The sequence below is a fragment of the Shinella sp. OV683 genome (assembly GCF_057787725.1).
Window position 1 is genome coordinate 5,034,821 of sequence record NZ_CM173543.1, and the last position, 22,680, is coordinate 5,057,500.

The 22,680-nt window shown below is 58.8% G+C and carries 19 protein-coding genes, 1 tRNA gene and 2 rRNA genes (1 of these 22 running past the window's edge); 17 read left to right on the plus strand and 5 right to left on the minus strand.

The genetic code is table 11. The annotated features are described in order from the left end of the window. Positions 1-48: 48 nt before the first annotated feature. From ccoN to ccoS, 8 genes are all read left to right on the plus strand, one after another. Complete coding sequence (gene ccoN / locus ACXHRN_RS24365) at positions 49-1,665, plus strand: cytochrome-c oxidase, cbb3-type subunit I (protein ID WP_488638857.1); 1,617 nt, start codon at positions 49-51, stop codon at positions 1,663-1,665. Positions 1,666-1,679: 14 nt separating this feature from the next. Beyond that, on the plus strand, positions 1,680-2,417 hold the full coding sequence (gene ccoO / locus ACXHRN_RS24370) for a cytochrome-c oxidase, cbb3-type subunit II (protein ID WP_488638858.1): 738 nt from the start codon (positions 1,680-1,682) through the stop codon (positions 2,415-2,417). 10 nt (positions 2,418-2,427) lie between these two features. Then, positions 2,428-2,580, plus strand: coding sequence for a cbb3-type cytochrome c oxidase subunit 3 (locus ACXHRN_RS24375; RefSeq protein WP_488638859.1), 153 nt, complete (start codon positions 2,428-2,430; stop codon positions 2,578-2,580). A gap of 1 nt (position 2,581) precedes the next feature. Continuing rightward, positions 2,582-3,442, plus strand: a complete 861-nt coding sequence (gene ccoP / locus ACXHRN_RS24380; RefSeq protein WP_488638860.1) for a cytochrome-c oxidase, cbb3-type subunit III — start codon at positions 2,582-2,584, stop codon at positions 3,440-3,442. A 145-nt stretch (positions 3,443-3,587) separates the two neighbouring features. Next, positions 3,588-5,174 (plus strand): cytochrome c oxidase accessory protein CcoG, encoded by a 1,587-nt coding sequence (gene ccoG, locus ACXHRN_RS24385; RefSeq protein WP_488638861.1) that lies wholly within the window; start codon positions 3,588-3,590, stop codon positions 5,172-5,174. Beyond that, positions 5,171-5,671, plus strand: coding sequence for a FixH family protein (locus ACXHRN_RS24390; RefSeq protein ID WP_488638862.1), 501 nt, complete (start codon positions 5,171-5,173; stop codon positions 5,669-5,671). The genes ccoG and ACXHRN_RS24390 overlap by 4 nt, the downstream gene beginning before the upstream one ends. Beyond that, a complete protein-coding gene (locus ACXHRN_RS24395) occupies positions 5,668-7,944 on the plus strand; it encodes a cation-translocating P-type ATPase (protein ID WP_488638863.1) in 2,277 nt (758 codons plus the stop codon). Before ACXHRN_RS24390 ends, ACXHRN_RS24395 begins: the two co-directional genes overlap by 4 nt. Continuing rightward, the gene (gene ccoS, locus ACXHRN_RS24400; RefSeq protein WP_488638864.1) at positions 7,941-8,114 is read left to right on the plus strand and encodes a cbb3-type cytochrome oxidase assembly protein CcoS; all 174 of its coding nucleotides are present in this window, start codon (positions 7,941-7,943) and stop codon (positions 8,112-8,114) included. Before ACXHRN_RS24395 ends, ccoS begins: the two co-directional genes overlap by 4 nt. A 121-nt stretch (positions 8,115-8,235) precedes the next feature. Here the strand turns inward: ccoS and ACXHRN_RS24405 are convergent, their stop codons facing one another. Together ACXHRN_RS24405 and ACXHRN_RS24410 are read right to left on the minus strand one after the other, a co-directional pair. Beyond that, a complete protein-coding gene (locus ACXHRN_RS24405; RefSeq protein ID WP_488642009.1) occupies positions 8,236-10,530 on the minus strand; it encodes a heavy metal translocating P-type ATPase in 2,295 nt (764 codons plus the stop codon). Between the two features lie 64 nt (positions 10,531-10,594). Then, positions 10,595-11,026, minus strand: a complete 432-nt coding sequence (locus ACXHRN_RS24410) for a pyridoxamine 5'-phosphate oxidase family protein (RefSeq protein WP_488638865.1) — start codon at positions 11,024-11,026, stop codon at positions 10,595-10,597. A 388-nt stretch (positions 11,027-11,414) separates the two neighbouring features. Between ACXHRN_RS24410 and ACXHRN_RS24415 the strand changes: the two genes are divergently transcribed. From ACXHRN_RS24415 to ACXHRN_RS24455, 9 genes are read left to right on the plus strand one after another with little or no spacing between them, the layout of a single operon-like run. After that, on the plus strand, positions 11,415-12,653 hold the full coding sequence (locus ACXHRN_RS24415; RefSeq protein WP_488638866.1) for an ATP-binding protein: 1,239 nt from the start codon (positions 11,415-11,417) through the stop codon (positions 12,651-12,653). 8 nt (positions 12,654-12,661) lie between these two features. Continuing rightward, positions 12,662-12,817, plus strand: coding sequence for a hypothetical protein (locus ACXHRN_RS24420; protein WP_488638867.1), 156 nt, complete (start codon positions 12,662-12,664; stop codon positions 12,815-12,817). A 37-nt stretch (positions 12,818-12,854) separates the two neighbouring features. Continuing rightward, positions 12,855-13,175: a helix-turn-helix domain-containing protein gene (locus tag ACXHRN_RS24425; RefSeq protein WP_488638868.1), complete on the plus strand. Its 321-nt coding sequence runs from the start codon at positions 12,855-12,857 to the stop codon at positions 13,173-13,175. Then, positions 13,172-15,193 (plus strand): hydrogenase 4 subunit B, encoded by a 2,022-nt coding sequence (gene hyfB, locus ACXHRN_RS24430; RefSeq protein WP_488638869.1) that lies wholly within the window; start codon positions 13,172-13,174, stop codon positions 15,191-15,193. Before ACXHRN_RS24425 ends, hyfB begins: the two co-directional genes overlap by 4 nt. Then, positions 15,184-16,140, plus strand: coding sequence for a respiratory chain complex I subunit 1 family protein (locus tag ACXHRN_RS24435; protein ID WP_488638870.1), 957 nt, complete (start codon positions 15,184-15,186; stop codon positions 16,138-16,140). Before hyfB ends, ACXHRN_RS24435 begins: the two co-directional genes overlap by 10 nt. Then, positions 16,140-16,805, plus strand: a complete 666-nt coding sequence (locus ACXHRN_RS24440) for a hydrogenase-4 component E (protein WP_488642010.1) — start codon at positions 16,140-16,142, stop codon at positions 16,803-16,805. Before ACXHRN_RS24435 ends, ACXHRN_RS24440 begins: the two co-directional genes overlap by 1 nt. Beyond that, positions 16,802-18,265: a hydrogenase 4 subunit F gene (locus ACXHRN_RS24445; protein WP_488638871.1), complete on the plus strand. Its 1,464-nt coding sequence runs from the start codon at positions 16,802-16,804 to the stop codon at positions 18,263-18,265. Before ACXHRN_RS24440 ends, ACXHRN_RS24445 begins: the two co-directional genes overlap by 4 nt. A gap of 18 nt (positions 18,266-18,283) precedes the next feature. Then, positions 18,284-19,798 carry a hydrogenase large subunit gene (locus ACXHRN_RS24450; RefSeq protein WP_488638872.1) on the plus strand — a complete coding sequence of 505 codons (1,515 nt, stop codon included), beginning with the start codon at positions 18,284-18,286 and terminating at the stop codon, positions 19,796-19,798. Between the two features lie 12 nt (positions 19,799-19,810). After that, positions 19,811-20,350, plus strand: a complete 540-nt coding sequence (locus tag ACXHRN_RS24455) for an NADH-quinone oxidoreductase subunit B family protein (protein WP_488638873.1) — start codon at positions 19,811-19,813, stop codon at positions 20,348-20,350. A 689-nt stretch (positions 20,351-21,039) separates the two neighbouring features. Here the strand turns inward: ACXHRN_RS24455 and ACXHRN_RS24460 are convergent. The 3 genes from ACXHRN_RS24460 to ACXHRN_RS24470 form a co-directional block, all read right to left on the minus strand. Continuing rightward, positions 21,040-21,116: transfer RNA gene (locus ACXHRN_RS24460), tRNA-Met, on the minus strand. A gap of 233 nt (positions 21,117-21,349) precedes the next feature. Then, positions 21,350-21,464 (minus strand): 5S ribosomal RNA (gene rrf, locus ACXHRN_RS24465). Positions 21,465-21,707: 243 nt separating this feature from the next. After that, positions 21,708-22,680: ribosomal RNA gene (locus ACXHRN_RS24470) — 23S ribosomal RNA — on the minus strand; it runs 1,822 nt beyond the window's last position.

Consider the following 22,680-nt stretch of genomic DNA (forward strand, 5'->3'; position numbering starts at 1 on the left):
CTTGGCGGAAGTTTTCCGAACGGCATTCGGTTCGTTGGGGACACCAATATGGACACTACACTAAAGATAGGCTCGCTTGTCACCGGGGCGTTTATCACGCTGCTCGCGGCAGGCTTCACGCATGATGGACTGTTTCGGGCCCACATGACGATCGCAGGCCTGGTATTGCTCATCGGGGCTTTTCTGATGATGCGGCAGATCGATTTCTCCCATGACGCGGCGTCCAGGAAAATCGACAAGTCAGGCTATTTCGACGAAGTCATTCGGTACGGCGTGATTGCCACCGTATTCTGGGGCGTGGTCGGCTTCCTCGTCGGAGTCGTTGTAGCCCTGCAGTTGGCGTTTCCCGATCTCGACATTGAGCCGTATCTCAATTTCGGCAGGCTTCGGCCGCTGCATACATCGGCAGTCATATTTGCCTTCGGTGGCAATGCGCTGATCGCCACATCCTTTTACGTCGTCCAGCGCACCTGCCGCACCCGCCTGTTCGGTGGCGATCTCGCCTGGTTCGTCTTCTGGGGTTACCAGTTCTTCATCATCATGGCCGCGACCGGTTATCTCCTGGGCATCACCCAGGGCCGCGAGTATGCGGAGCCGGAATGGTACGTGGACATCTGGCTGACAGTCGTCTGGGTCGCATATCTCGTGGTCTTCCTGGGCACGCTGGTGAAGCGCGAGGAGCCGCATATCTATGTTGCTAACTGGTTCTACCTGTCCTTCATCGTGACCATCGCGATGTTGCATCTTGTCAACAATCTGGCGGTACCGGTCTCTTTCCTCGGGACGAAAAGCTACTCGCTTTTCTCCGGCGTACAGGATGCCCTGACCCAGTGGTGGTACGGACACAACGCGGTGGGATTCTTCCTCACTGCCGGCTTCCTCGGCATGATGTATTATTTCGTGCCCAAGCAGGCCAACCGCCCGGTCTACTCCTATCGTCTGTCGATCATCCACTTCTGGGCCCTGATCTTCATGTATATCTGGGCCGGTCCGCATCATCTGCATTACACCGCGCTGCCCGACTGGGCACAGACACTCGGCATGGTTTTCTCGGTGATGCTGTGGATGCCCTCCTGGGGAGGCATGATCAACGGCCTGATGACGCTTTCGGGTGCCTGGGACAAGGTGCGCACAGATCCGATCATCCGCATGATGGTCATGGCCATCGCTTTCTACGGCATGTCGACCTTCGAAGGTCCGATGATGTCGATCAAGACGGTCAATTCGCTCAGCCACTATACGGAATGGACCATCGGTCACGTGCATTCGGGTGCACTCGGCTGGGTTGGCATGATCACCTTCGGAGCGGTCTACTTCCTGGTCCCCAAGCTGTGGAACAGGGAGCGGCTCTATAGCTTGCGCCTGGTCAACTGGCACTTCTGGCTCGCGACAATCGGCATCGTGATCTACGCCGCCGCATTCTGGGTCGCGGGCATCCAGCAGGGCCTCATGTGGCGCGAATATAACGAGCAGGGCTTCCTGGTCTATTCGTTCGCCGAATCCGTCGCCGCCATGTTCCCGTACTACCTAGTGCGCGTCTTCGCAGGCGTCCTCTATCTCGCAGGCGGCGTGATCATGGGCTTCAACGTCCTGATGACCATCTACGGCCATGAGCGTCAGGAGGCTCCGCTTGCGGGCATTCCTGCCGCCGTACCAGCTGAATAAGGAGGTGACAGGCAATGTCCATTCTCGAAAAACACGCAGTCCTGGAGCGTAACGTCACGTTGCTTCTCGTCGGGTCACTCCTGGTGGTGACGATTGGCGGTATCGTGGAAATCGCACCACTCTTCTATCTTCAGAATACGATCGAGAAGGTCGAAGGCATGCGGCCCTATACGCCGCTGGAGCTCGCCGGTCGCAACATCTATATCCGCGAAGGCTGTTATGTCTGCCACAGCCAGATGATCCGACCGTTCCGCGACGAAGTCGAGCGCTATGGCCATTATTCACTGGCCGCGGAATCGATGTTCGATCACCCGTTCCAATGGGGTTCGAAGCGCACAGGTCCGGATCTCGCTCGGGTCGGCGGCCGTTATTCCAATGAATGGCACGTGCAGCATCTCACTGAGCCGCGCGACGTCGTGCCGGAATCGGTCATGCCGAGCTATGCGTTTCTCAAGTCGACGGAAATCGATCTGGGTGCGTTCGACGTCAAGGGCACTCTCAAGGCCAATCAGATGGTCGGGGTTCCATATTCGCCCGACATGCTCACCAATGCCGATATCGACATGAAGGCGCAGGCCGATCCCGATGCGGATACGACAGCGCTGCTCAAGCGGTATCCCAAGGCCAAGATCGGTGATTTCGACGGTGACCCGCAAAAGCTTACGGAGATGGACGCGCTCGTCGCCTATCTCCAGATGCTCGGCACACTGGTCGACTTCTCGACCTACAACGACGCGTCCGGTTACCGGTGAAGGGGCGACCATGAGCACTTACGAAACCATGCGCCATTTCGCCGACAGTTGGGCAATGCTGGCGATGCTCGTCTTCTTTGCGAGCAGCATCGCTATCCTGTTCCTCCCCGGCTCGAAAAGGCGCGCCGACGAGGCTGCGCAAATCCCCCTGAAGGAGGATTGAAATGTCAGAAAAGCAGATTGATAAACTCTCAGGCGTTGAGACGACCGGCCATGAATGGGACGGCATCGAGGAACTCAACAATCCGCTGCCGCGCTGGTGGCTATGGACTTTCTACGCAACGATCGTCTGGTCGATCGCCTATACGATCGCGTTCCCGGCCTGGCCGCTTGTCAGCGATGCGACCCGGGGCATGCTGGGCTATGCCAGCCGGCAGGATCTCCAGCACGAAATGAAGACCGCTGTCGCCGCTCAGAAAATCTATCTCGACAAGATCGCTGCTCTTCCTGTCAAGGAGATCGCCGGCGATCCCGAGCTTTCCCAGTTTGCGATGAATGGCGGGGAGGCTGCATTCAAGATCAATTGCACCACTTGTCATGGAACCGGTGCCAGTGGTCGGCCGGGCTATCCCAATCTCAACGACGACGACTGGCTTTGGGGCGGCACGATCGACGAAATCTACCAGACGATCTCGCACGGCATTCGTAGCGACGATTCCGAGACGCGCTTTTCCGAAATGTCTCCTTTTGTGGATATGCTGGACAGCACCCAGATCCGTGATGTCGCCGCCTATGTGGTCAGTTTGACCGGAACGCCGGCAGATGCGGCCATGATCGAGCCCGGCATGAAGGTCTTCAAGGAAAACTGTGTCGCCTGCCACGGCGATAGTGCAGAGGGCAAGCGTGACTTGGGTGCGCCCAATCTCGCCGATGCCATCTGGCTGAAAGGAGAGGGCGAGGATGCGATCGCACGTCAGGTCTCGGCGCCCCGACATGGTGTGATGCCGGCATGGGCCGGTCGGTTGCCCGACACGACGATCAAGCAGCTGGCGGTTTACATTCACTCCCTTGGCGGCGGGGAGTAGCCCCAATCCTCTGCCGCCGTGAACCCCATGCCTCTCCTGAGCATGGGGTTTTTTCGGGGCGGCAGCAGCGAGTGACGACAGTTGACCTAAATCAAAGCAGCCCATGGACTGTCGGGATAGGTCAATGGCGAATGATGGATGTGCCATGACCCTCGATTCCTCTCCCACGACAACGAATGCCGGCGTTGCGGTCGAACAGCTGGAGGCCGAGCCTGTCAACTCGGCAAAAATCCGGCAGCCGCTTTATGAGAAGCGCAAAAAAATCCACCCGAAGCGAGCCGAGGGACAGTTCCGGCGCTTCAAGTGGCGCATCATGGCGGTCACGCTCGGCATTTATTATCTCGCGCCGTGGATCCGTTGGGATCGCGGGCCGCATGCGCCGGACCAAGCCATCCTGCTCGACCTCGCCGATCGGCGCTTCTATTTCTTCTTCGTTGAGATCTGGCCGCAGGAATTCTACTTCGTCGCCGGTCTGCTGATCATGGCAGGTCTGGGCCTTTTCCTCGTCACATCGGCAGTGGGGCGGGCCTGGTGCGGCTATACCTGCCCCCAAACCGTATGGGTCGACCTCTTCCTTGTCGTCGAGCGAGCCGTGGAAGGCGACCGCAATGCGCGCATCAAGCTGGACGCAGCGCCTTGGTCGCTCGACAAGATGGCCAAGCGAACAGCCAAGCACGGCATTTGGCTGCTGATCGGCATTCTCACCGGCGGGGCATGGATATTCTACTTCGCGGATGCCCCGACGTTGCTGGTTGATCTCGTCACTTTGCAGGCACAACCCGTCGCCTATTTCACTGTCGCGATCCTGACCGCCACGACCTACGTGTTCGGCGGCCTCATGCGTGAACAGGTGTGCACCTACATGTGTCCTTGGCCACGCATTCAGGGAGCGATGCTGGATGAGAATTCGCTGGTCGTCACCTACAACGACTGGCGCGGCGAACCTCGCACCCGTCACACCAAGAAGGCCGTGTCAGAAGGGTTTGCGGCGGGCGATTGCGTAGACTGCAATGCCTGCGTGGCAGTCTGTCCCATGGGGATCGACATTCGCGACGGGCTGCAAATGGAATGCATCACCTGCGCGCTGTGCATCGATGCCTGTGATGGCGTCATGGACAAGCTCGGCCGGGACAAGGGGCTCATCGGCTACTCGACCCTGCACGATTACACTTTCAACATGGCCCTCGCCACTGCCGGCAATTCTGTCCCGATCAACCCCTCGCTCGTTCGTGATTCCAACGGCGGGTTCAACAACAAAGTCAGGCATTTCAACTGGCGGATCATCTTCCGCCCGAGGATCATCCTCTATTCAGCCCTTTGGACATTGGTCGGCATCGGCCTTCTGGTCGGCCTTGCGATGCGCGACCGCCTGCAACTCGACGTGCTGCATGACCGCAATCCGCAGTTTGTGCTGGAATCGGACGGGTCCATACGCAACGGCTATACGATCAAGGTGCTTAACATGCAGCCGGAGCCCCGCTCTCTGGTTCTTTCCATCAGTGACCTGCCCGGCGCCGATATGACAATTGCCGGAGAACCCCAACGGAAGGGGCGCTCCTTCGAGATCCAGGCAGACGCCGATTCCGTGCGCAAGCTGAAACTCTACGTCACGGTGCCCAAGGACCAGCTCCCGGCTGCGATGCGTGATTTCACTTTCCACATCGAGCACCCGCCCACGGGCGAAAGCTATGACTACAAATCAACCTTCATCGCGCCGGAGAAACGTCCATGACGATCCCTTCAGTGACAGTAAAATCTGCGAACTTCACCGGCTGGCACATGCTGGCCATCATGTGCGCCTTCTTCGGCACGGTCATCGGCGTCAATGTACTGATGGCCTATTACGCCAGTGCGAGCTGGAGCGGCATCCTCGCCAAGAACACCTACGTGGCGAGCCAGGATTTCAACTTGAAGGCCGCCGAGGCGCGAGAGTGGGCCAGGGAGGGTTTCAAGGGCAAACTGACTGTCGAAGGCGATCTGTTGAAATACAGACTTGAGGGACCTGCCAAGTCCGTCGAGGCGCTACACGCCGTGTCCGCCATTTTCCATCGCCCGGTGGGCGAACAGCAGGATTTCGTCCTCACCTTGCCGCGAAGCGCCGATGGGATCTTTGTCGCCCGCCACGGGCTCGCGCCTGGACAATGGATCGCCGATATCGCCGCCATCGAGGATGGCCGGACGATCTTTCACGAGGCAATGCGACTTCACATAGCGGGTGACACGCCATGACCTGCTGCAGCGTCGATAGCCGAGGGATTCTGGCACTCAGCTTGCCGAGCACCGATGAACTCAAATTCGCATCGCGAGATCTTGGCGATGGCCGGCACCAGCTCGACCTGAGTGCCCCTGAAATCCATTGCGGCGCGTGCATCACGACCATCGAAGGAGCGCTCGCCAAGCTCCCTTTCGTCGAACGCGCCCGCGTCAATCTCTCGGCGAAGAGAATAGCGGTGATCTGGCGCGACAGTTTCAATGGCCGCCCGACGGATCCTGTCGACCTCGTCATGGCAGTGAACGGGACTGGCTACGAGGTTCATCTTTTCCAGGATGCGGGCGAACTGAGTGACGAACTGCGAAACAAGCTCCTGCGTGCGGTTGCAGTCGCAGGTTTCGCCGCCACCAACATCATGCTGCTTTCCGTGTCGATCTGGTCGGGTGCGGATGCAACGACCCGTGATCTCTTCCACTGGATCTCGGCAATGATCGCCGCACCGGCGCTGATTTATTCCGGGCGCTTCTTCTTCGTGTCGGCCTGGAAAGCGCTGAAGCACGGCCATACCAACATGGATGTGCCGATCTCGCTCGCAGTCCTTTTGAGCTACGGTGTTTCGCTCTGGGAGACGATCCACCATGGTGAGCATGCATGGTTCGATGCCACAGCATCGCTGTTGTTTTTCCTGCTGATCGGCCGCACCCTGGATCACTTCATGCGGGACAAGGCGCGGTCGGCGATATCAGGACTTGCACGTCTGTCTCCCCGCGGTGCGATGCTTGAGCTGGAGAGCGGGGGCAGGGAATACCGACCTATCGAGGATATTCGCCCCGGCAACAGGCTGTTGGTTGCCGTTGGCGAGCGCATTCCTGTCGACGCCGTGGTCCGGGCCGGTGAAAGCGATATCGACTGGTCAATCGTAAACGGCGAAAGCACACCTGCGGCGGCACGGTCTGGCACGCGCTTGCTTGCGGGAACGCTCAACCTGACGGGATCGCTGGTTGTCGAAGCCGTAGCCGAGGCAAGGAATTCCTTCCTGGCGGAGATCATGTCGTTGATGGAGGCTGCCGAGGGCGGCAAGGCGCGCTACCGTCGGATTGCGGACCGGGCCGCACAACTTTATTCGCCTGCGGTCCATCTTCTTGCGCTGCTGTCCTTCCTCGGCTGGGGATTCTACGATGGCGACTGGAAGCATGCGATGCTCGTGGCCGTCGCCGTGCTGATCATTACTTGCCCATGCGCGCTCGGGCTTGCGGTGCCGGTCGTGCAGGTTGTCGCGGCCGGCCGGCTTTTTCGAAACGGCATCATGGTGAAGGACGGCTCTGCAATGGAGCGGCTGGCCGAGATCGACACCGCCTATTTCGACAAGACGGGAACATTGACACTCGGCAAGCCGATTTTGCGCAATTCCAGGGAGATCCGCGCAGACGCATTTGCCGTCGCCGCAGGCCTCGCCGGGCATTCCCGACATCCTATCGCGCAGGCAATCAGCGTGGCATGCCTGGTTGTGCCGCAACGCTTTGGCAGCGTCACCGAAATCGCCGGAGCAGGATTGGAAGCGCGCGATGGGAGAGGCACATGGCGGCTCGGCCAGCGCGCCTTCGCACTTCAGAACCCAACCGGAGGAGACGCGTCCAACGATTTCTCCGAGGCCATTCTTTCTTTCGATGGCAGCGAGATCGCCACGTTCCGGTTCGAGGATCTCGTCCGGCCGGATGCTGCGGCGACGATCCGCAGTTTACATCGGCACGGTGTCAAGACATCAGTGTTGTCCGGCGACCGGACGCGTATCGTCGAGGGCGTGGCGCGCAAGCTCGGTATTGAACAATGGGCCGGTGGGCTGGCGCCGCAGGGCAAGGTCGACGCGATCGCCGCGGCACAGGCGGCTTGTGCGAAGGTCTTGATGGTGGGAGACGGCATCAATGACGCCCCAGCGCTTCGGACCGCTTATGTCTCGATGGCGCCCTCGACCGCCGCCGATATCGGCAGGCAGGCCGCCGACTTCGTTTTCCTGCGCAGCGAACTTGCTGCCGTGACCCATGCGATCGACGTGGCGCGACGCGCGGGGCGGCTTATCAGGGAAAATTTCGCCCTCGCAATCGGCTACAATGTCATCGCGGTGCCCATAGCCATCCTGGGTCAGGCATCGCCACTGGTTGCGGCAATCGCCATGTCGACGTCGTCACTCATCGTCGTTGCCAATTCGCTGAGGCTCAATGAGCTTGGCGGAAAACCGACGCCGACGGAACGCGAGCGTGAACCTCGCACGACGAATGAGGTTGCAGCATGAACGCACTGATTTTCCTGATTCCGATCGCGCTTGGCCTAGGTGGGCTGGGCCTTGTCGCCTTCCTCTGGTCGCTCAGGGCGGGTCAATACGATGATCTGGAAGGTGCGTCCTGGAGGGTGTTGGAAGACGACGTTAGAGATGCGGCCGCCCCTGAAAAACACCGCCGGTAGACCTCGGGCGTTGGGAGCCTATCCACCAGGGCGTACTCCGATCCGGCAAGTACGATCAAGGGATGAAAGCTACACGCAAGGGTCGATAGCCATCCGATCTATGCTGCCGGGAGGCGGCGCATCAGTTGGCTTCCAGCATCCGATAGATCTCTTCCTCCTGGTCGAAATGTAGCCTGGTGATGGCGTCGAGGCCATCGAGAAGACGCTGGATTTCTCGCCGTTCCGCGTCGCTTGGCGTGCTGGACAGGGAGCGGACAAGGGCGCCGAAGGAGTTGCAGCGACGCCGGATCTCCATATGTGTTCGGCTCATACCTGTCATTGCATGAACGTTGCCGGACTTGCCGTTGAGTCGAGGGTAGAGTTCGCTTTCATCACGCCTTTCGTGCGGCAACAGATGTTCGTTTAGCAGTGCCTCAAGTTGACCCAGGCGCTGACGCAGTTCGATATACGACAGATAGGGAACTGCGTCGGCCGCGCTGCGAATTTCATCGACGATTCCAGAGAGATGTCGGTGTTCGTCTTCGAGGGTCACAAGCTCTTTGGCGCTGACGCTGCTGCTCTGTAGCCAGTTGGGCCCACCCAACGCCCGCAACGCGTTGAGTATCACGGCGACATCGATAACTTCCTGCAAGACAGCGCCCTTGATCGCCGGCAGATATCCGAGCATGGCCGCCACCATCGCGACCAATGACAGAGCAATTCCCGCAAATGCGCTCTGCAGTGCGATTGCGCGCGAGCGGCGTGCAATTCGAAGAGCCGTGACCAGCCGGTCCAGGCGATCGAGGAGGATGACAACATCAGCAGCTTCACTTGAGGCCGCCGCCCCGCGTGCGCCCATCGCAACGCCAACATCGGCCGCAGCGAGAGCAGGAGCATCGTTCACGCCATCGCCAACCATCAGCACCCGACCGTTTGCCTTTTCGGCCTGGACCGCCGTAGACTTGTCGGAGGGTTTCATGTCGCTCTTGAAGCCGTCAAGACCGAGAGACGTCGCAACCGCTGCCGCCAGTTCGGCATGATCGCCCGTCAACAGGACGATACGGTCAACGCCCGACGCCCTCAATTGCCTGAGGACCGTTGGCGCTTCGGGTCGCATATGGTCGGCAAGCAGCAGCGCACCTGCGACACGACCGTCAATCACCACGATGACCGAGCTCGCGCGCTTGCTCGTTGCCCAGAGGTCGATCTCGGCGACCCGTTGCGGATCCCCGCCTTTCGACAGGATGAAGCCGGAGCCGCCCAGTGCAACTTGGTGGGTGCCCACGCGCCCCTGGAGTCCACTTCCCGGTTGCTCCTCAATCTCCTCCGGGCTCTCGAGTGTAAGCCCTCGAGTCCGGGCGGCTACGACAAGAGCTTGGGCGAAGACATGCGGTGAACCTTGGTCCAGGGATGCCGCGAGGCCAAGCAAAAATTGCGGTTCCAGACCGTCGAAGGTTTTCGTTTCGATCAGTCGCGCCCGCCCATCGGTGATGGTTCCTGTCTTGTCCAGCAGAACGATGTTGATGGCGGCCAAGCGTTCCAAAGCTTCTCCACCCTTGACCAGAACGCCGCGTCTGGCGCAATGCGATACGCCTGAGAGAATGGCCACCGGCACTGCGAGGATAAGAGGGCACGGTGTGGCGACGACAAGGACCGCCAATGCTCTGTGCGGATCGCCTGACAGCAACCACGCCGCGACACTCGTCGCAATCGTCAGGAGCAGGAAAAGCAAGGCATATCGGTCGGCGATCCGCATGATCGGTGCCTTGGACTTCTGGGCGGCTTCGACCAGACGGACAATACCGGCGTAGGTGCTGTCTGCGCTGGAATTGCTGGCCTCCATCTCAAAGGCTTCGCCGGAATTCGTCGTACCACTCAGGACCGGATCATCGGCCTGGAGGCGAACCGGGAGAGCTTCACCGGTAAGAGTCGATTGATCCAGGATCGCGCTGGCCGAACAGATCCGACCGTCAACAGGTACGACCTCGCCGCGCTTGATCAGCATCCGATCTCCACGGACGATTGCGGAAACCGGGACTTCTTCCAGCCGACCGTCGCGATATCGCGAGGCGCTGCGAGGGGCACCTGCCAACAATGCGTTCATCTCGCGAGCGACGCGCCCCTGCGCGAAGTCCTCAAGCGCCTGCCCGCCAGCATACATGACCGCGATAATCATGCCGGTCAGCGGCTCGTTCAGCGCCAGGGCTGTGGCCATGGCAACCGCTGCCACCACGTCGAGCGCAAACTGGCCGCGCAAGGCATTTCTCAAAATCTCTATTGCCAGCACTGCGAGCGCGATCGCTGTTCCTGCCTGCCACGCCAGAGCCGCGACTGCTGGCTCGGAGGCAGCATACAGGACCGCACCCGTGCACAGCAAAACGACAAGCAATGGAAAGGATGCGCGTATGGCCAAGGCCCATGATTCACGCAGTTTCATCATGCCCTCCTGAAGCAAGAAATCTCGCGCCACTCGCGTATCTTCGAGCCACTAAGCGTGCTCATCAAAATGCTTCGCGGCCCGTCAATTCATCGATATCGATGGCATAGAAGACGTGGTTGCGTTCGCTGGCTATGGCCTGCGGGCCCGGTTTGAAAGAGCCCGGTTCCCACCAGTCGTTGTCGGCCTTGAGAGCGAGCCAGGCGCGATCGCGTTGTTCATCCCGGGCCTGTTCTTTAAATACGCCGTTGACGAGCAGGCACTGCCAGCGGTGTTTGTCGGTGATGTCGTCGATCTGAAGACAAACACGCGGATTCAACCTCATCCATTCGATCTTCTGACCGGGAAGTGAAAAACTGACTATGCGGTTGTCGACATAGGCGAACTGAATGGGCACCACATAAGGCACATTCTCCTTGCAGCATGCCAGGCGCCCGATCCGGCTTTTCGCCAGCAGCGCAACGCAATCCGCATGCAACATCTCACGAATCATCATGGCTGGTTCCTCCCTTGACTAGAATTTCCTCAGACTTCGATCGCTTGACGATCAAGCATCTGATTGCTGCAAAGGTATCGCGATTATCGCATCGCCTGTTGCACATGGATTGATCCAGGACAAAACGTCCGCAGAATTTGCGAGAGGCGCCATGTGAGAGAAACGCTGCGGAGACGCTACCCTAACAGATCAACGGATATCAGCAGAGCGCTTGTTGCCAACCCTGCAACAGGCACCCAGATCGTGAGGTGTAAAGAGCTCCCTCTACAAAGCTATCAAAAGAGTACGCGGGTGCTAAGTCTCTTATCCGAATTGGACGCTCTTGAAATCCGGAATGGACGTATGTAAATTCCGAGCTGGACGTAGGTAGATTCCCAATTGGACGATCATGACCACGCAGGCACTTCTCTATCCACGATATGCAAATGACCGTATCACCATTGCACTGGCGGATACGCCTGTTGTGATGGTGAACGGGCCTCGCCAATGTGGCAAGACGACGCTTGTAAGAGGGCTCGAAAATGGCAGCCGTCGCTATTTTACGCTTGACGATGAGACGGTTCTGGCATCCGCGCGTGCTGACCCAGCGGGTTTCATTCGAGAGCTTGACGTTGCGACCATTGACGAAGTTCAACGCGCACCCGACCTGCTGCGCGCCATCAAACGATCGGTGGATGATGACCGCCGGCCCGGTCGCTTTCTGCTAACGGGCTCGGCCAATATCCTTGCTATGCCGACGATTGCGGAAAGCTTGGCCGGGCGCATGGAGGTAGTTACCTTGCTTCCGCTGTCTCAAGCGGAAATCGGAGGACGTAAAACCGATTTCATCGAGGACGCCTTCACTGGCAAGATTGACCAGCCAACAAATTTAGCTCTCGGCAAAGAACTGGTCGATGTTGTTGTAACCGGGGGCTATCCAGAGGTTCTTGCCCGCCACAACAGTCGCCGTCGAGCGGCATGGGCGAGAGAATACATTCGAGCAATCATTGAACGAGATGTTCGCGACATCATCGAGGTAGACAAGCTTGAGCGGATGCCACAATTGTTACGGGCACTCGCCAGCCATGCGAGCCAACTCACGAACTTCTCACAGCTTGGCGGCCAACTCCACCTCGATGACAAGACGGTACGGCGTTACATCGGCATACTCGAACACGTCTTTCTCGTAAGGCGTATCGAGCCTTGGTTTCGCAACGACCTCAAGAGAATCGTCAAGACACCGAAGTTGCACTTCCTAGATACTGGGCTGCTATCCGTTCTGCTCGGCGCCAACTCCGAACGGATTACGGCTGACCGCTCGCGGTTCGGAGCGATTCTGGAGAGTTTCGTCATCTCCGAAGTACTCAAGATCGCCAGTTGGTCCAGTGTAGAGGTTCGGCTTTCGCATTATCGCGATAAGGATCAGGACGAGGTCGACCTCATCATGGAAAATGAAGTGGGTTCACTGGTGGCAGTGGAAGTCAAAGCATCCGCAACAGTCTCAGCCTCTGATTTCAAGGGGTTGCGAAAAGTAGCGCAGGCTGCAGGTACAGATTTCCGTCTGGGTCTTGTGCTTTATGACGGTGACACGGTTCTCCCCTTCGGCGAGGGCCTCTTCGCAGCACCGCTGTCATGCCTTTGGAATTGAGGACCGCGATGATGACCCATCCGGCCGCGCGTGTTCTTGCTGAAGTCGATGCCACAGGCCTTCCGGCATCACAGCTTTCCAAGAAAGCCGAGCAAGTCAGTGTCGACGCGCATCGCCATGAGAATATCGATTTGAAACATCAACAAGTTGGTGATAACCTTTAAATGTCAGGGCTTGAGCAAGATAAGCGATGGTTGAATCGTGATCACTGCCAGTCAGCTGCGGGCCGCCAGGGCCCTTCTCGGAATTGACCAGCGCCAGCTGGCCGAACTCGCGGGAGTTTCGGTTCCCACCATACAGCGCATGGAGGCGAGTGCTGGTGTGGTGCGCGGCAATGTCGACTCTCTGATGCGTGTGCTCTCTGCCCTGGATGCCGCTGGCATTGAGGTGATCAACGAGGAAGCCGTCAGCCAAAGCGGTGGACGGGGGGTTCGGCTGAAGGCAAACCCCGGCGTCAAGCCAGTGCTGCCCAAAACCTCCGAATTGTCCCGACCCGTTCCCGGAGCGAAGGTGCACCCATGACGTCGGTTCTGGCGATGCTGCTGTGTGCGATGACACTCTTGGGAACGGCAGTCCTGGCAGTTCTTATGGCGCGCTCGAAGTGGGCGACCGGGGTCATTTACAGCGCTAGCTTCGTCGCCTCAAGCGTCGCGTTTGCGATAGCATTCATGCAGTTTGCAGCAGCTGTTTCCACGATCCAGGAACCAACTCTCACCTTACCGATAGGCTTGCCATGGCTGGGAGCGCACTTCCGGCTCGATGCGCTCGCCGCCTTCTTCCTTGTGGTTGTCGATCTTGGTGGCGTTCTGGCCAGCCTCTATGCCATTGGCTACGGCCGTCATGAACATGCGCCGCATCGGGTACTGCCGTTCTTTCCGGCCTTTCTTGCCGGCATGAATCTGGTGGTTCTGGCGGACGATGCCTTTACCTTCCTGCTCTGCTGGGAATTCATGTCGCTGGCCTCTTGGGCGATGGTGATGGCACATCATCATGACGCCGACAACCGGAAGGCCGGCTATCTATACGTCGTCATGGCGAGCTTCGGCACACTGGCATTGCTGCTTGCCTTCGGCCTGCTTGCTGGGCCTGACGGTAATTACGGTTTCGCCACGATGCGGGTTACTCAGCACGCGCCGTTTACCTCTGGCATCGTGCTCGTTCTCCTGTTGATCGGCGCTGGCTCCAAGGCCGGGCTGGTGCCGCTGCATGTCTGGCTGCCGCTGGCTCATCCCGCCGCGCCGAGCCACGTCTCGGCGCTCATGAGCGGCGTCATGACCAAGGTTGCTGTCTACGGCTTCATCCGCGTTGTCTTCGACCTGCTCGGCACGCCCACAGCCTGGTCAAGTATCGTTGTGCTGCTGTTCGGCGGAGGGACAGCGGTGCTGGGGATCCTGCACGCGGTTATGGAGAGGGATATCAAGCGCCTGCTAGCCTATAGCACGATCGAGAATATTGGCGTCATATTCGTCAGCCTCGGGTTAGCACTCGCATTTGCGGCGAATGGTATGGGCCTGGCTGCTGCATTGGCGCTCAGCGCCGCACTCTTCCATGTTCTCAACCACTCGTTCTTCAAGAGCTTGCTGTTCTTCGGCGCCGGTGCCGTGCTGACGGCAACTGGCGAGCGAAACATGGAGAAATTGGGTGGACTCATCCATCGCATGCCGTTCACCAGTTGCGCCTTTCTGGTCGGCAGTGTGGCAATCTCCGCGCTGCCACCGTTCAACGGCTTTGTTTCTGAATGGCTGGCCTTCCAGGCTATTCTGCAGAGCCCCAACCTGCCGCAATGGGGGCTCAAGATCATAGTGCCGGCCGTGGGTGGTTTGCTGGCATTGTCGGCAGCGCTTACTGCTGCCTGTTTCGTCAAGGCTTTCGGCGTGATCTTTCTGGGGCGCCCACGAAGCGTTGTTGCAGAGCATGCGCGAGAGGTCGACCGCTTCTCGCTTGCAGCGATGTTTACATTGGCGACACTCTGCCTTCTCGCGGGCATTGTTCCCGGAATCGTCGTCGACGCTCTTGCACCGGTGACACTTTCCCTGGTCGGCGACCGGATGCCGGTGCAGATGAGCGTACCGTGGCTGTCGATCGTGCCGATCGCCGAAAGCCGGAGTTCCTACAACGGGTTACTGGTGTTGCTGTTCACGGTGTCCTCGGCCGCGCTTACGGCCTACATCGTCCATCGCTTTGCCTCACGGCAGTTGCGTCGAGCACCGGCCTGGGACTGCGGCTTCCCGGATACCAGTTCCGCGACCCAATACACCGCCGGCAGTTTTGCGCAGCCCATCAGGCGGGTGTTCGGGACCCTGGTCTTCCAGGCACGCGAGCGGGTCGAGATGCCAGCACCGGGAGATCTCCGTCCCGCACGCTTTACAGTTGTATCGCGTGATCTGATCTGGAGCGGACTTTATGCGCCGATCGCAGGGGCCGTCGGGTTTACAGCCGAAAAACTCAACCACCTGCAATTTCTTACCATCCGGCGCTATCTGGGTCTGGTTTTCCTAACCTTGGTTATCCTGCTTCTGGTGCTGGCGCTATGGCCGTGATCTCCGCTCTGTTCGTCCAGGCTATCCAGATGACTGTGGTCGTGTTGCTGGCGCCGCTGCTGACCGGCTTCATACGAAAGGTCAAAGCGCGACTGCTGCGTCGGCGGGGGCCGTCGATATTCCAGCCGTACCGAGATCTCCTGCGGCTGCTGCGCAAGGAAGTGGTGCTCGCGGAAAATGCATCCTGGCTGTTCCGGGTGGGCCCCTACGTGATTTTCGCCGTGACCTGGGTTTCGGCAGCGCTCGTCCCCACCTTTGCCATTGGCCTCATGTTCAGCTGGACCGCGGACCTGATTGCCATCATTGCCCTGCTTGGCAGCGCACGCTTTTTTCTGGGGCTCGCCGGCATGGATGTCGGCACCAGCTTCGGCGGCATCGGATCGAGCCGCGAGATGCTGATCGCGACGCTCGCCGAGCCGGCAATGCTGCTCATCATCTTTACCCTCGCCCTGGTGGCTGGATCGACCCAGCTTTCCACCATCGCCACCTTCATGACCTCCCCGCAGGTGGGATTGCGCGTTTCGCTCGGCATTGCTGTCATCGCTCTTACCATGGTGGCGATCGCCGAAAATGCTCGCATTCCCGTTGACAACCCGGCGACCCATCTCGAACTCACCATGGTGCATGAGGCCATGGTGCTCGAATATTCCGGTCGCCATCTCGCCATGATAGAATTGGCCGCATCTCTCAAGCTGTTGCTCTACATCTCGCTGATCGCCTGCATGTTCGTGCCGTGGAAGCTGGCGACACCGGAGGCCGGTGCCAGCGCCTACCTGGTCGGCCTGCTTGCCTATCTTGCCAAGCTTGCGATCGGCGGCAGTTTCCTTGCCTTTTTCGAGACCGCAACCGCCAAGATGAGGGTGTTTCGCGTACCGGAATTCCTGGGGGCGGCGCTTATGCTCGGCCTGCTCGCCACCCTCCTGCTGTTCGTCTCCAGGAGCTTATGATGAACAGTCTTGTCTTCGATGTTGCTCATCTGCTCGCCGGTGGTCTGGTCCTGATCAGTATGATGATGCTCTACCAGGACCGCCTTTATGCGCTGCTGAACGTCTTCGCACTGCACTCGTTGGTGCTGACGCTGTCGGTCGCCTGGCAAGCCTTTGTCCAGGACGCCCCACACCTCTATGTCACGGCTGCGATCGCTCTCGTTTTCAAGGCCATCATCATTCCCGTCGTGCTACACCGCATGATCCGGCAACTCGGAATCCACCGTGAGATCGAGACCGTCGTCGGCATTGGCCCGACGATGTTGGCCGGCATCGGCCTTGTCGCTCTGGCGATGGTCGTCATGCTGCGGGTGACACCCGAAGCAGACCCACTGGCGCGTGAGGATCTAGCATTCGCACTGTCGGTTTTGCTGCTTGGGCTTCTGATAATGGTTACCCGTCGCAATGCCGTCAGTCAGGTCGTCGGGTTCATGTCGCTCGAGAACGGACTGGTGCTCGCAGCCACCGGTGCCAAGGGCATGCCGCTGGTTGTCGAGATCAGCGTCGCCTTCTCGATCCTGATCGCTTTCATCGTCATCGGCGTTTTCCTGTTTCGCATCCGCGAGCGCTTCGACACGGTGGATGTCCGTGCGCTCGATGATTTTAAGGGAAGGAGGCGGAGATGAGTGCCTTTTCTTCCGCCCTGCCTTTCGATCCGGTATTTGCCGTTCTAATGATACCGATCGTTGCCGCCGTTCTCCTCGCTCTCTTGCCGGGCTATCGAATGACGGCGCGGCTGAACGTGAGCGCAAGCCTGTTGACCCTGATTGCCGCGCTCCTCCTGCTTGCAACCGAGCGGCGGGAACCGGGACAATATCTGCTGGTCGATGATCTCAACATTGTCTTCATAATTCTCAATACCTTCGTCGGCTTCACGACCAGCGTCTTCAGCGCCAGCTACATCGCGCATGAACTGGAGACGGGCCGGCTGACACCTGCGAACCTTCGTTTCTATCACGCCATGTATCAGGTCATGATGTTCGGCATGAATCTCGCGTTTGTGTCTAACAATATCGGGCTGATGTGGGTTGCGGTCGAGCTTGCGACGCTGACGACCGTGTTGATGGTCGGTATCTATCGGACGCACGAAGCGCTCGAAGCCGCATGGAAGTACTTCATCCTGGGAAGCGTCGGCATCGCGTTTGCACTCTTCGGCACCATCCTCGTCTATATGGCAGCACAGCCAGTCGTCGGTGAAGGTTATGATGCGATGGTCTGGACACTGCTGATCAAGCACGCCGTCGCCTTCGACCCGGCGCTCCTCAATGTCGCTTTCGTGTTTCTGCTGCTCGGTTATGGCACCAAGGTCGGTCTTGCACCGTTGCATGCCTGGCTGCCCGACGCGCATGCCGAAGGGCCGACGCCGATCTCGGCAGTGCTCTCGGGCCTGCTCCTGAATGTCGCGCTTTACGCTGTTTTGCGTTTCAAGATCCTGCTTGCCGCCAATCCCGAGGCGATCGCCCCCGGGCCATTGATGATGACGATGGGGCTTACATCGCTGATATTCGCCGCCTTCATGCTCTATCGCCGCCGCGACATCAAGCGCATGTTCGCCTACTCCTCGATCGAGCATATGGGCATCATCGTTTTTGCTTTCGGGCTGGGTGGTCCGCTTGCCAATTTTGCGGGCCTTCTGCACATGGTCATGCATTCGCTGACCAAATCGGCGATCTTCTTCGCCGTTGGCCATATCGCCCAGATCAAAGGGACGCAAAGGCTCTCGGCCATTCGCGGCCTGACCGAAACGCATCCCGGGCTCGGCTGGGGCCTGCTGGCGGGCGTCGTCGCCATAGCGGGCTTGCCGCCGGCGGGAATGTTCATGAGCGAGTTCCTGATCGTCAGCTCCGCCTTCTCGAAGCAGCCGATGCTCGCCGTTTTGCTGGTTTTCGGATTGCTGGTCGCCTTCGGCGCGCTACTGCTGAGGCTGACGGGAGCCGCCTTCGGCCAGCCGCGCGGCAGCACGGCGCCGGCCGAGGCATCTTACGTGCCGATGTATGCCCATCTCGCGCTAGTGCTCATCGCCGGCATCTATCTGCCGCCGCCGCTGGTCGCCTGGTTCCAGCATATAGCCAACCTTTTGCAGTGATCGGGAGGAGCCATTATCGTGCCAGCGCCCACCGATTTCTTCTCCCAAGGCCACTTGATAGAGCACCATCATCCCTGGCGGCGTGTGATCGTCGACCAGGACGGCTGGATATCCGCAGCCGGTGCGATTGCGGAAGGACGCTGGACCTTGCTCGGTCTTTGGGGCGAAACGAATGCCGTTCACATGGCGCTGTTCGACGAACTTGCGGGCACGATCAACGTTATCAGTCTGGAGGGACTGGAGAGCGGCTACCCCTCGGTTGCCCAGCAGCATGCGCCAGCACTTCGCCTGGAGCGTGCGATTCATGATTTGGTCGGGCTGGAGGCACAGGGCTTGCCCGACACGCGTCCATGGCTCGACCATGGGTGCTGGGAGATGCGGTTTCCGCTGGGAGATCGCCCGGCGCGCTCGGTCGATGCCACGCCTTATGAGTTCCTTAGCGCGGAGGGCGAAAGCCTGCACCAGATTCCTGTTGGCCCGGTTCATGCCGGCATCATCGAGCCAGGGCATTTCCGGTTCACCGCCAATGGGGAGACAGTGGTGCGTCTCGAAGAACGTCTCGGATATGTCCATAAGGGCATCGAGGCGCTGATGGGCGGAGCAAGCATCGACCGAGCGGTGCAACTTGCCGGGCGAACATCCGGCGACAGCATGGTTGCCTATGCGTATGCCTTTTCGCGGGCGGTCGAAGCCGCGCTGCAACTCAAAGTCCCGTTGCGTGCCGTCTGCTTGCGCGCCCTTATGGCCGAACTCGAACGACTCGCCAACCACCTCGGCGACATCGGCGCTATCTGCAACGATGCTGCTTTTTCACTTATGCATGCGCATTGTGGCGTATTGCGCGAGCGCGTGCTGCGTGCAGCCGATGCCGCTTTCGGCCATCGGCTGATGCGTGATTGCATCGTGCCGGGCGGTGTTGCGATTGATATAAACCTTGAGGCAACTGTAGCACTGCGGGCCTTGGTCGGCGAGATCCGCCGGAAGTTCCCAACATTGGTCGAGCTTTATGACAACACCGCCTCACTGCAGGATCGAACCGTCGGTACGGGGATACTCAGGCCGGAACTAGCTCGCCAGTATGGCGCCGGCGGTTTTATCGGGCGTGCGTCGGGGCGCGGTTTCGATGCCCGGCGTACACTTTGTTATCCACCCTACGACCGCCTCAATTTCGAGGTCCCGATCTTAAGCGAGGGTGACGTTAATGCTCGCGTCTGGATTCGCATTCGCGAGGTAGAACAAAGCCTGTCATTGATCGAACAGATACTCGATCAATTGCCCGAGGGGCGGGTGCACAACGAGATTCCCGAGATTCGCGAGTCACGCGAAGGCCTGGCACTCGTCGAGGGGTTCCGCGGCGACGTGTTTGTTTGGCTTCGCCTTGCCGAAAACGGCAACATCGACCGTTGCCATCTGCGTGATCCGTCCTGGTTCCAGTGGCCGCTACTGGAAGCCGCGATCGAGGGCAATATCGTTGCCGACTTTCCGCTCTGCAACAAGTCATTCAACTGCTCCTATTCCGGCCAGGATCTCTGAAGGCAAGCCATCATGCGCAAGCTCCTCTTCGAAAGCCTGTTCCGAGCCCCGCTGACAGAGCGGGTTCCGGCTCGTTCGGATGCTGCGCTGGACGAGCTTGCGTCCGCCATCGACAAAACCGCCCGCCGGCGTCTCGGCCGCAGCCTGTCGATCCGCGCTGTTGATGCCGGCTCCTGCAATGGCTGTGAGCTGGAAATCCACGCCCTGAACAACGCGTTTTACGATATCGAACGTTTCGGCATCCGCTTCGTCGCATCGCCACGGCACGCCGATATCCTGCTGGTCACAGGGCCGGTAACCAGGAATATGCGAGAGGCTTTGGAGCGGGCATATAACGCCACGCCCAACCCAAAATGGGTCGTCGCCCTGGGCGGCTGCGCGCGCGATGGCGGCTGTTTTGCTAGCAGCTACGCCGTTTTGGGGGGTGTTTCGGCGGCCATTCCGGTCGATCTTCATATCCCAGGCTGTCCGCCATCACCGACAGATATACTGAAGGGGTTGCTGGCACTGCTTGAGTATGTACATGCGGGAGACCGCACATCGCAGCCGTAAGGTTCGATCAGGCAACGGCTTGAGGTCTGACTTTGAGCGATGCGTGTCCGGACAGCCGCATCACAGGCGATTTCGTCCCCGTGACGGGCAGTTCGGCGAGTACCGCACTCCGCGTGTGGCTCGACCTCCGAAGGGACTTCCGCGCTATCACCCCGGCTCGACGGTTGGCGTGAACATGTACCCGACATGGAAGGCAGTTCCGAATGGGATATGCATAAAGCCAGACGTGCTGGCTGAGCGATGCCTTGAGTTGTCGCGCACGCAGGCTGGTATTACGGCCTCTCAGAATGGAAAGACTATTTTAATTTTAAGGCGGTGAGAGGGCCAAGCTATTTGGCCCTTCGCCGATCGGGAGGATGTTGCTCGTTCGCTGTCATTTTAGGAGGCTATGGGCCGTGGACACGCAATAAATTGCCTGCTTGGGTCTACCTGCGAATTTCAGTGACCCGCCACGCGTAATTTCCTCGAGACTGGAGCAGAGTCAGTCCGATCATGGACGGACGAATCAAGAGTTGGAGATTCAGGAAGGGCAGATTGCCGACACTTTTACGTCTCTCAAAGAGAGCTGTCTGCTTTCATCGCAGTACTGCGTCGTGGGAAATTACAGTTTCGGCCAGCCTACCCGCGTGGCGGCACACCAAAAAGCCCTCGGCATATTTGCGAGGGCTTTTTGATTGTATTTGTTTGTTTGGTTGCGGGGGCAGGATTTGAACCTGCGGCCTTCAGGTTATGAGCCTGACGAGCTACCGGGCTGCTCCACCCCGCGCCAATCTCCGCATTCTGCGCCGCAGAATGTCGGAACTTTGAGCTGACGGGGTGTTTTCCCCGGTCTTTTCTGATCCTTGTTGCCTTGTTTTGGCTTTAGGGCTCGTTGGGCTGCTCGGCCCGTTTGATTTGTCTACAACAGGAATAGGCCGCTTTGAGGGCGGCCCGTCTGTCACCGCGATATTATGCGGTATTGTTGATCGTGTTTTGAGAAGAATGATTTGCGTTTTGCAGACCTGGCAGCGACCTACTCTCCCGTGCCTTAAGACAAAGTACCATCGGCGCTGGGGCGTTTCACGGCCGTGTTCGGAATGGGAACGGGTGCAGCCACCCCGCCAGAACCACCAGGTCGGCAAAGCGCAAATCATTTTATGCAGACGGATTTAATCGTCTGTCGAGAAGCTGGATTTTGGTTTTATTAGAATGTGCAGTGTTTTGTTTTTGATCATCTCACCACCGTCTTCCGAAGCGAAGCTTCGCAAGGCCAGAGGCCGTCGCCAACAGTTTGGCGGCCCGTCCGGAGCGCTTTCAGCGCGTCAGGACAAAGATTGATCAAAGCGCTATCGCGCTTTGATGAGCATGAACAATGAGAACGATAAAGCCTATCGAGCTATTAGTAACGGTAAGCTTCACACATTGCTGCGCTTCCACACCCGTCCTATCAACGTGGTCGTCTTCCACGGCTCTCAGGGAACACTCGTTTTCAGGTTGGTTTCCCGCTTAGATGCCTTCAGCGGTTATCCATTCCGTATGTAGCTACTCTGCTATGCCCTTGGCAGGACAACAGATCCACCAGAGATACGTCCATCCCGGTCCTCTCGTACTAGGGACAGATCCTGTCAATATTCCTACACCCACGGCAGATAGGGACCGAACTGTCTCACGACGTTCTGAACCCAACTCACGTACCGCTTTAAATGGCGAACAGCCATACCCTTGGGACCTGCTCCAGCCCCAGGATGCGATGAGTCGACATCGAGGTGCCAAACAACCCCGTCGATATGGACTCTTGGGGGTCATCAGCCTGTTATCCCCGGCGTACCTTTTATCCGTTGAGCGATGGCCCTTCCACGCGGGACCACCGGATCACTATGACCGACTTTCGTCTCTGCTCGACTTGTCAGTCTCGCAGTCAGGCGGGCTTATGCCATTGCACTCGACGAACGATTTCCGACCGTTCTGAGCCCACCATCGCGCGCCTCCGTTACTCTTTCGGAGGCGACCGCCCCAGTCAAACTACCCACCATACACTGTCCCGGACCCGGATGACGGACCGCGGTTAGACATCCACGAAGATAAGGGTGGTATTTCAAGGATGGCTCCACTCAAACTGGCGTCCAAGCTTCAAAGCCTACCACCTATCCTACACATGCCTTGGCGAATGCCAGTGTAAAGCTATAGTAAAGGTGCACGGGGTCTTTCCGTCTGACCGCAGGAACCCCGCATCTTCACGGGGAATTCAATTTCACTGAGTCTATGTTGGAGACAGCGGGGAAGTCGTTACGCCATTCGTGCAGGTCGGAACTTACCCGACAAGGAATTTCGCTACCTTAGGACCGTTATAG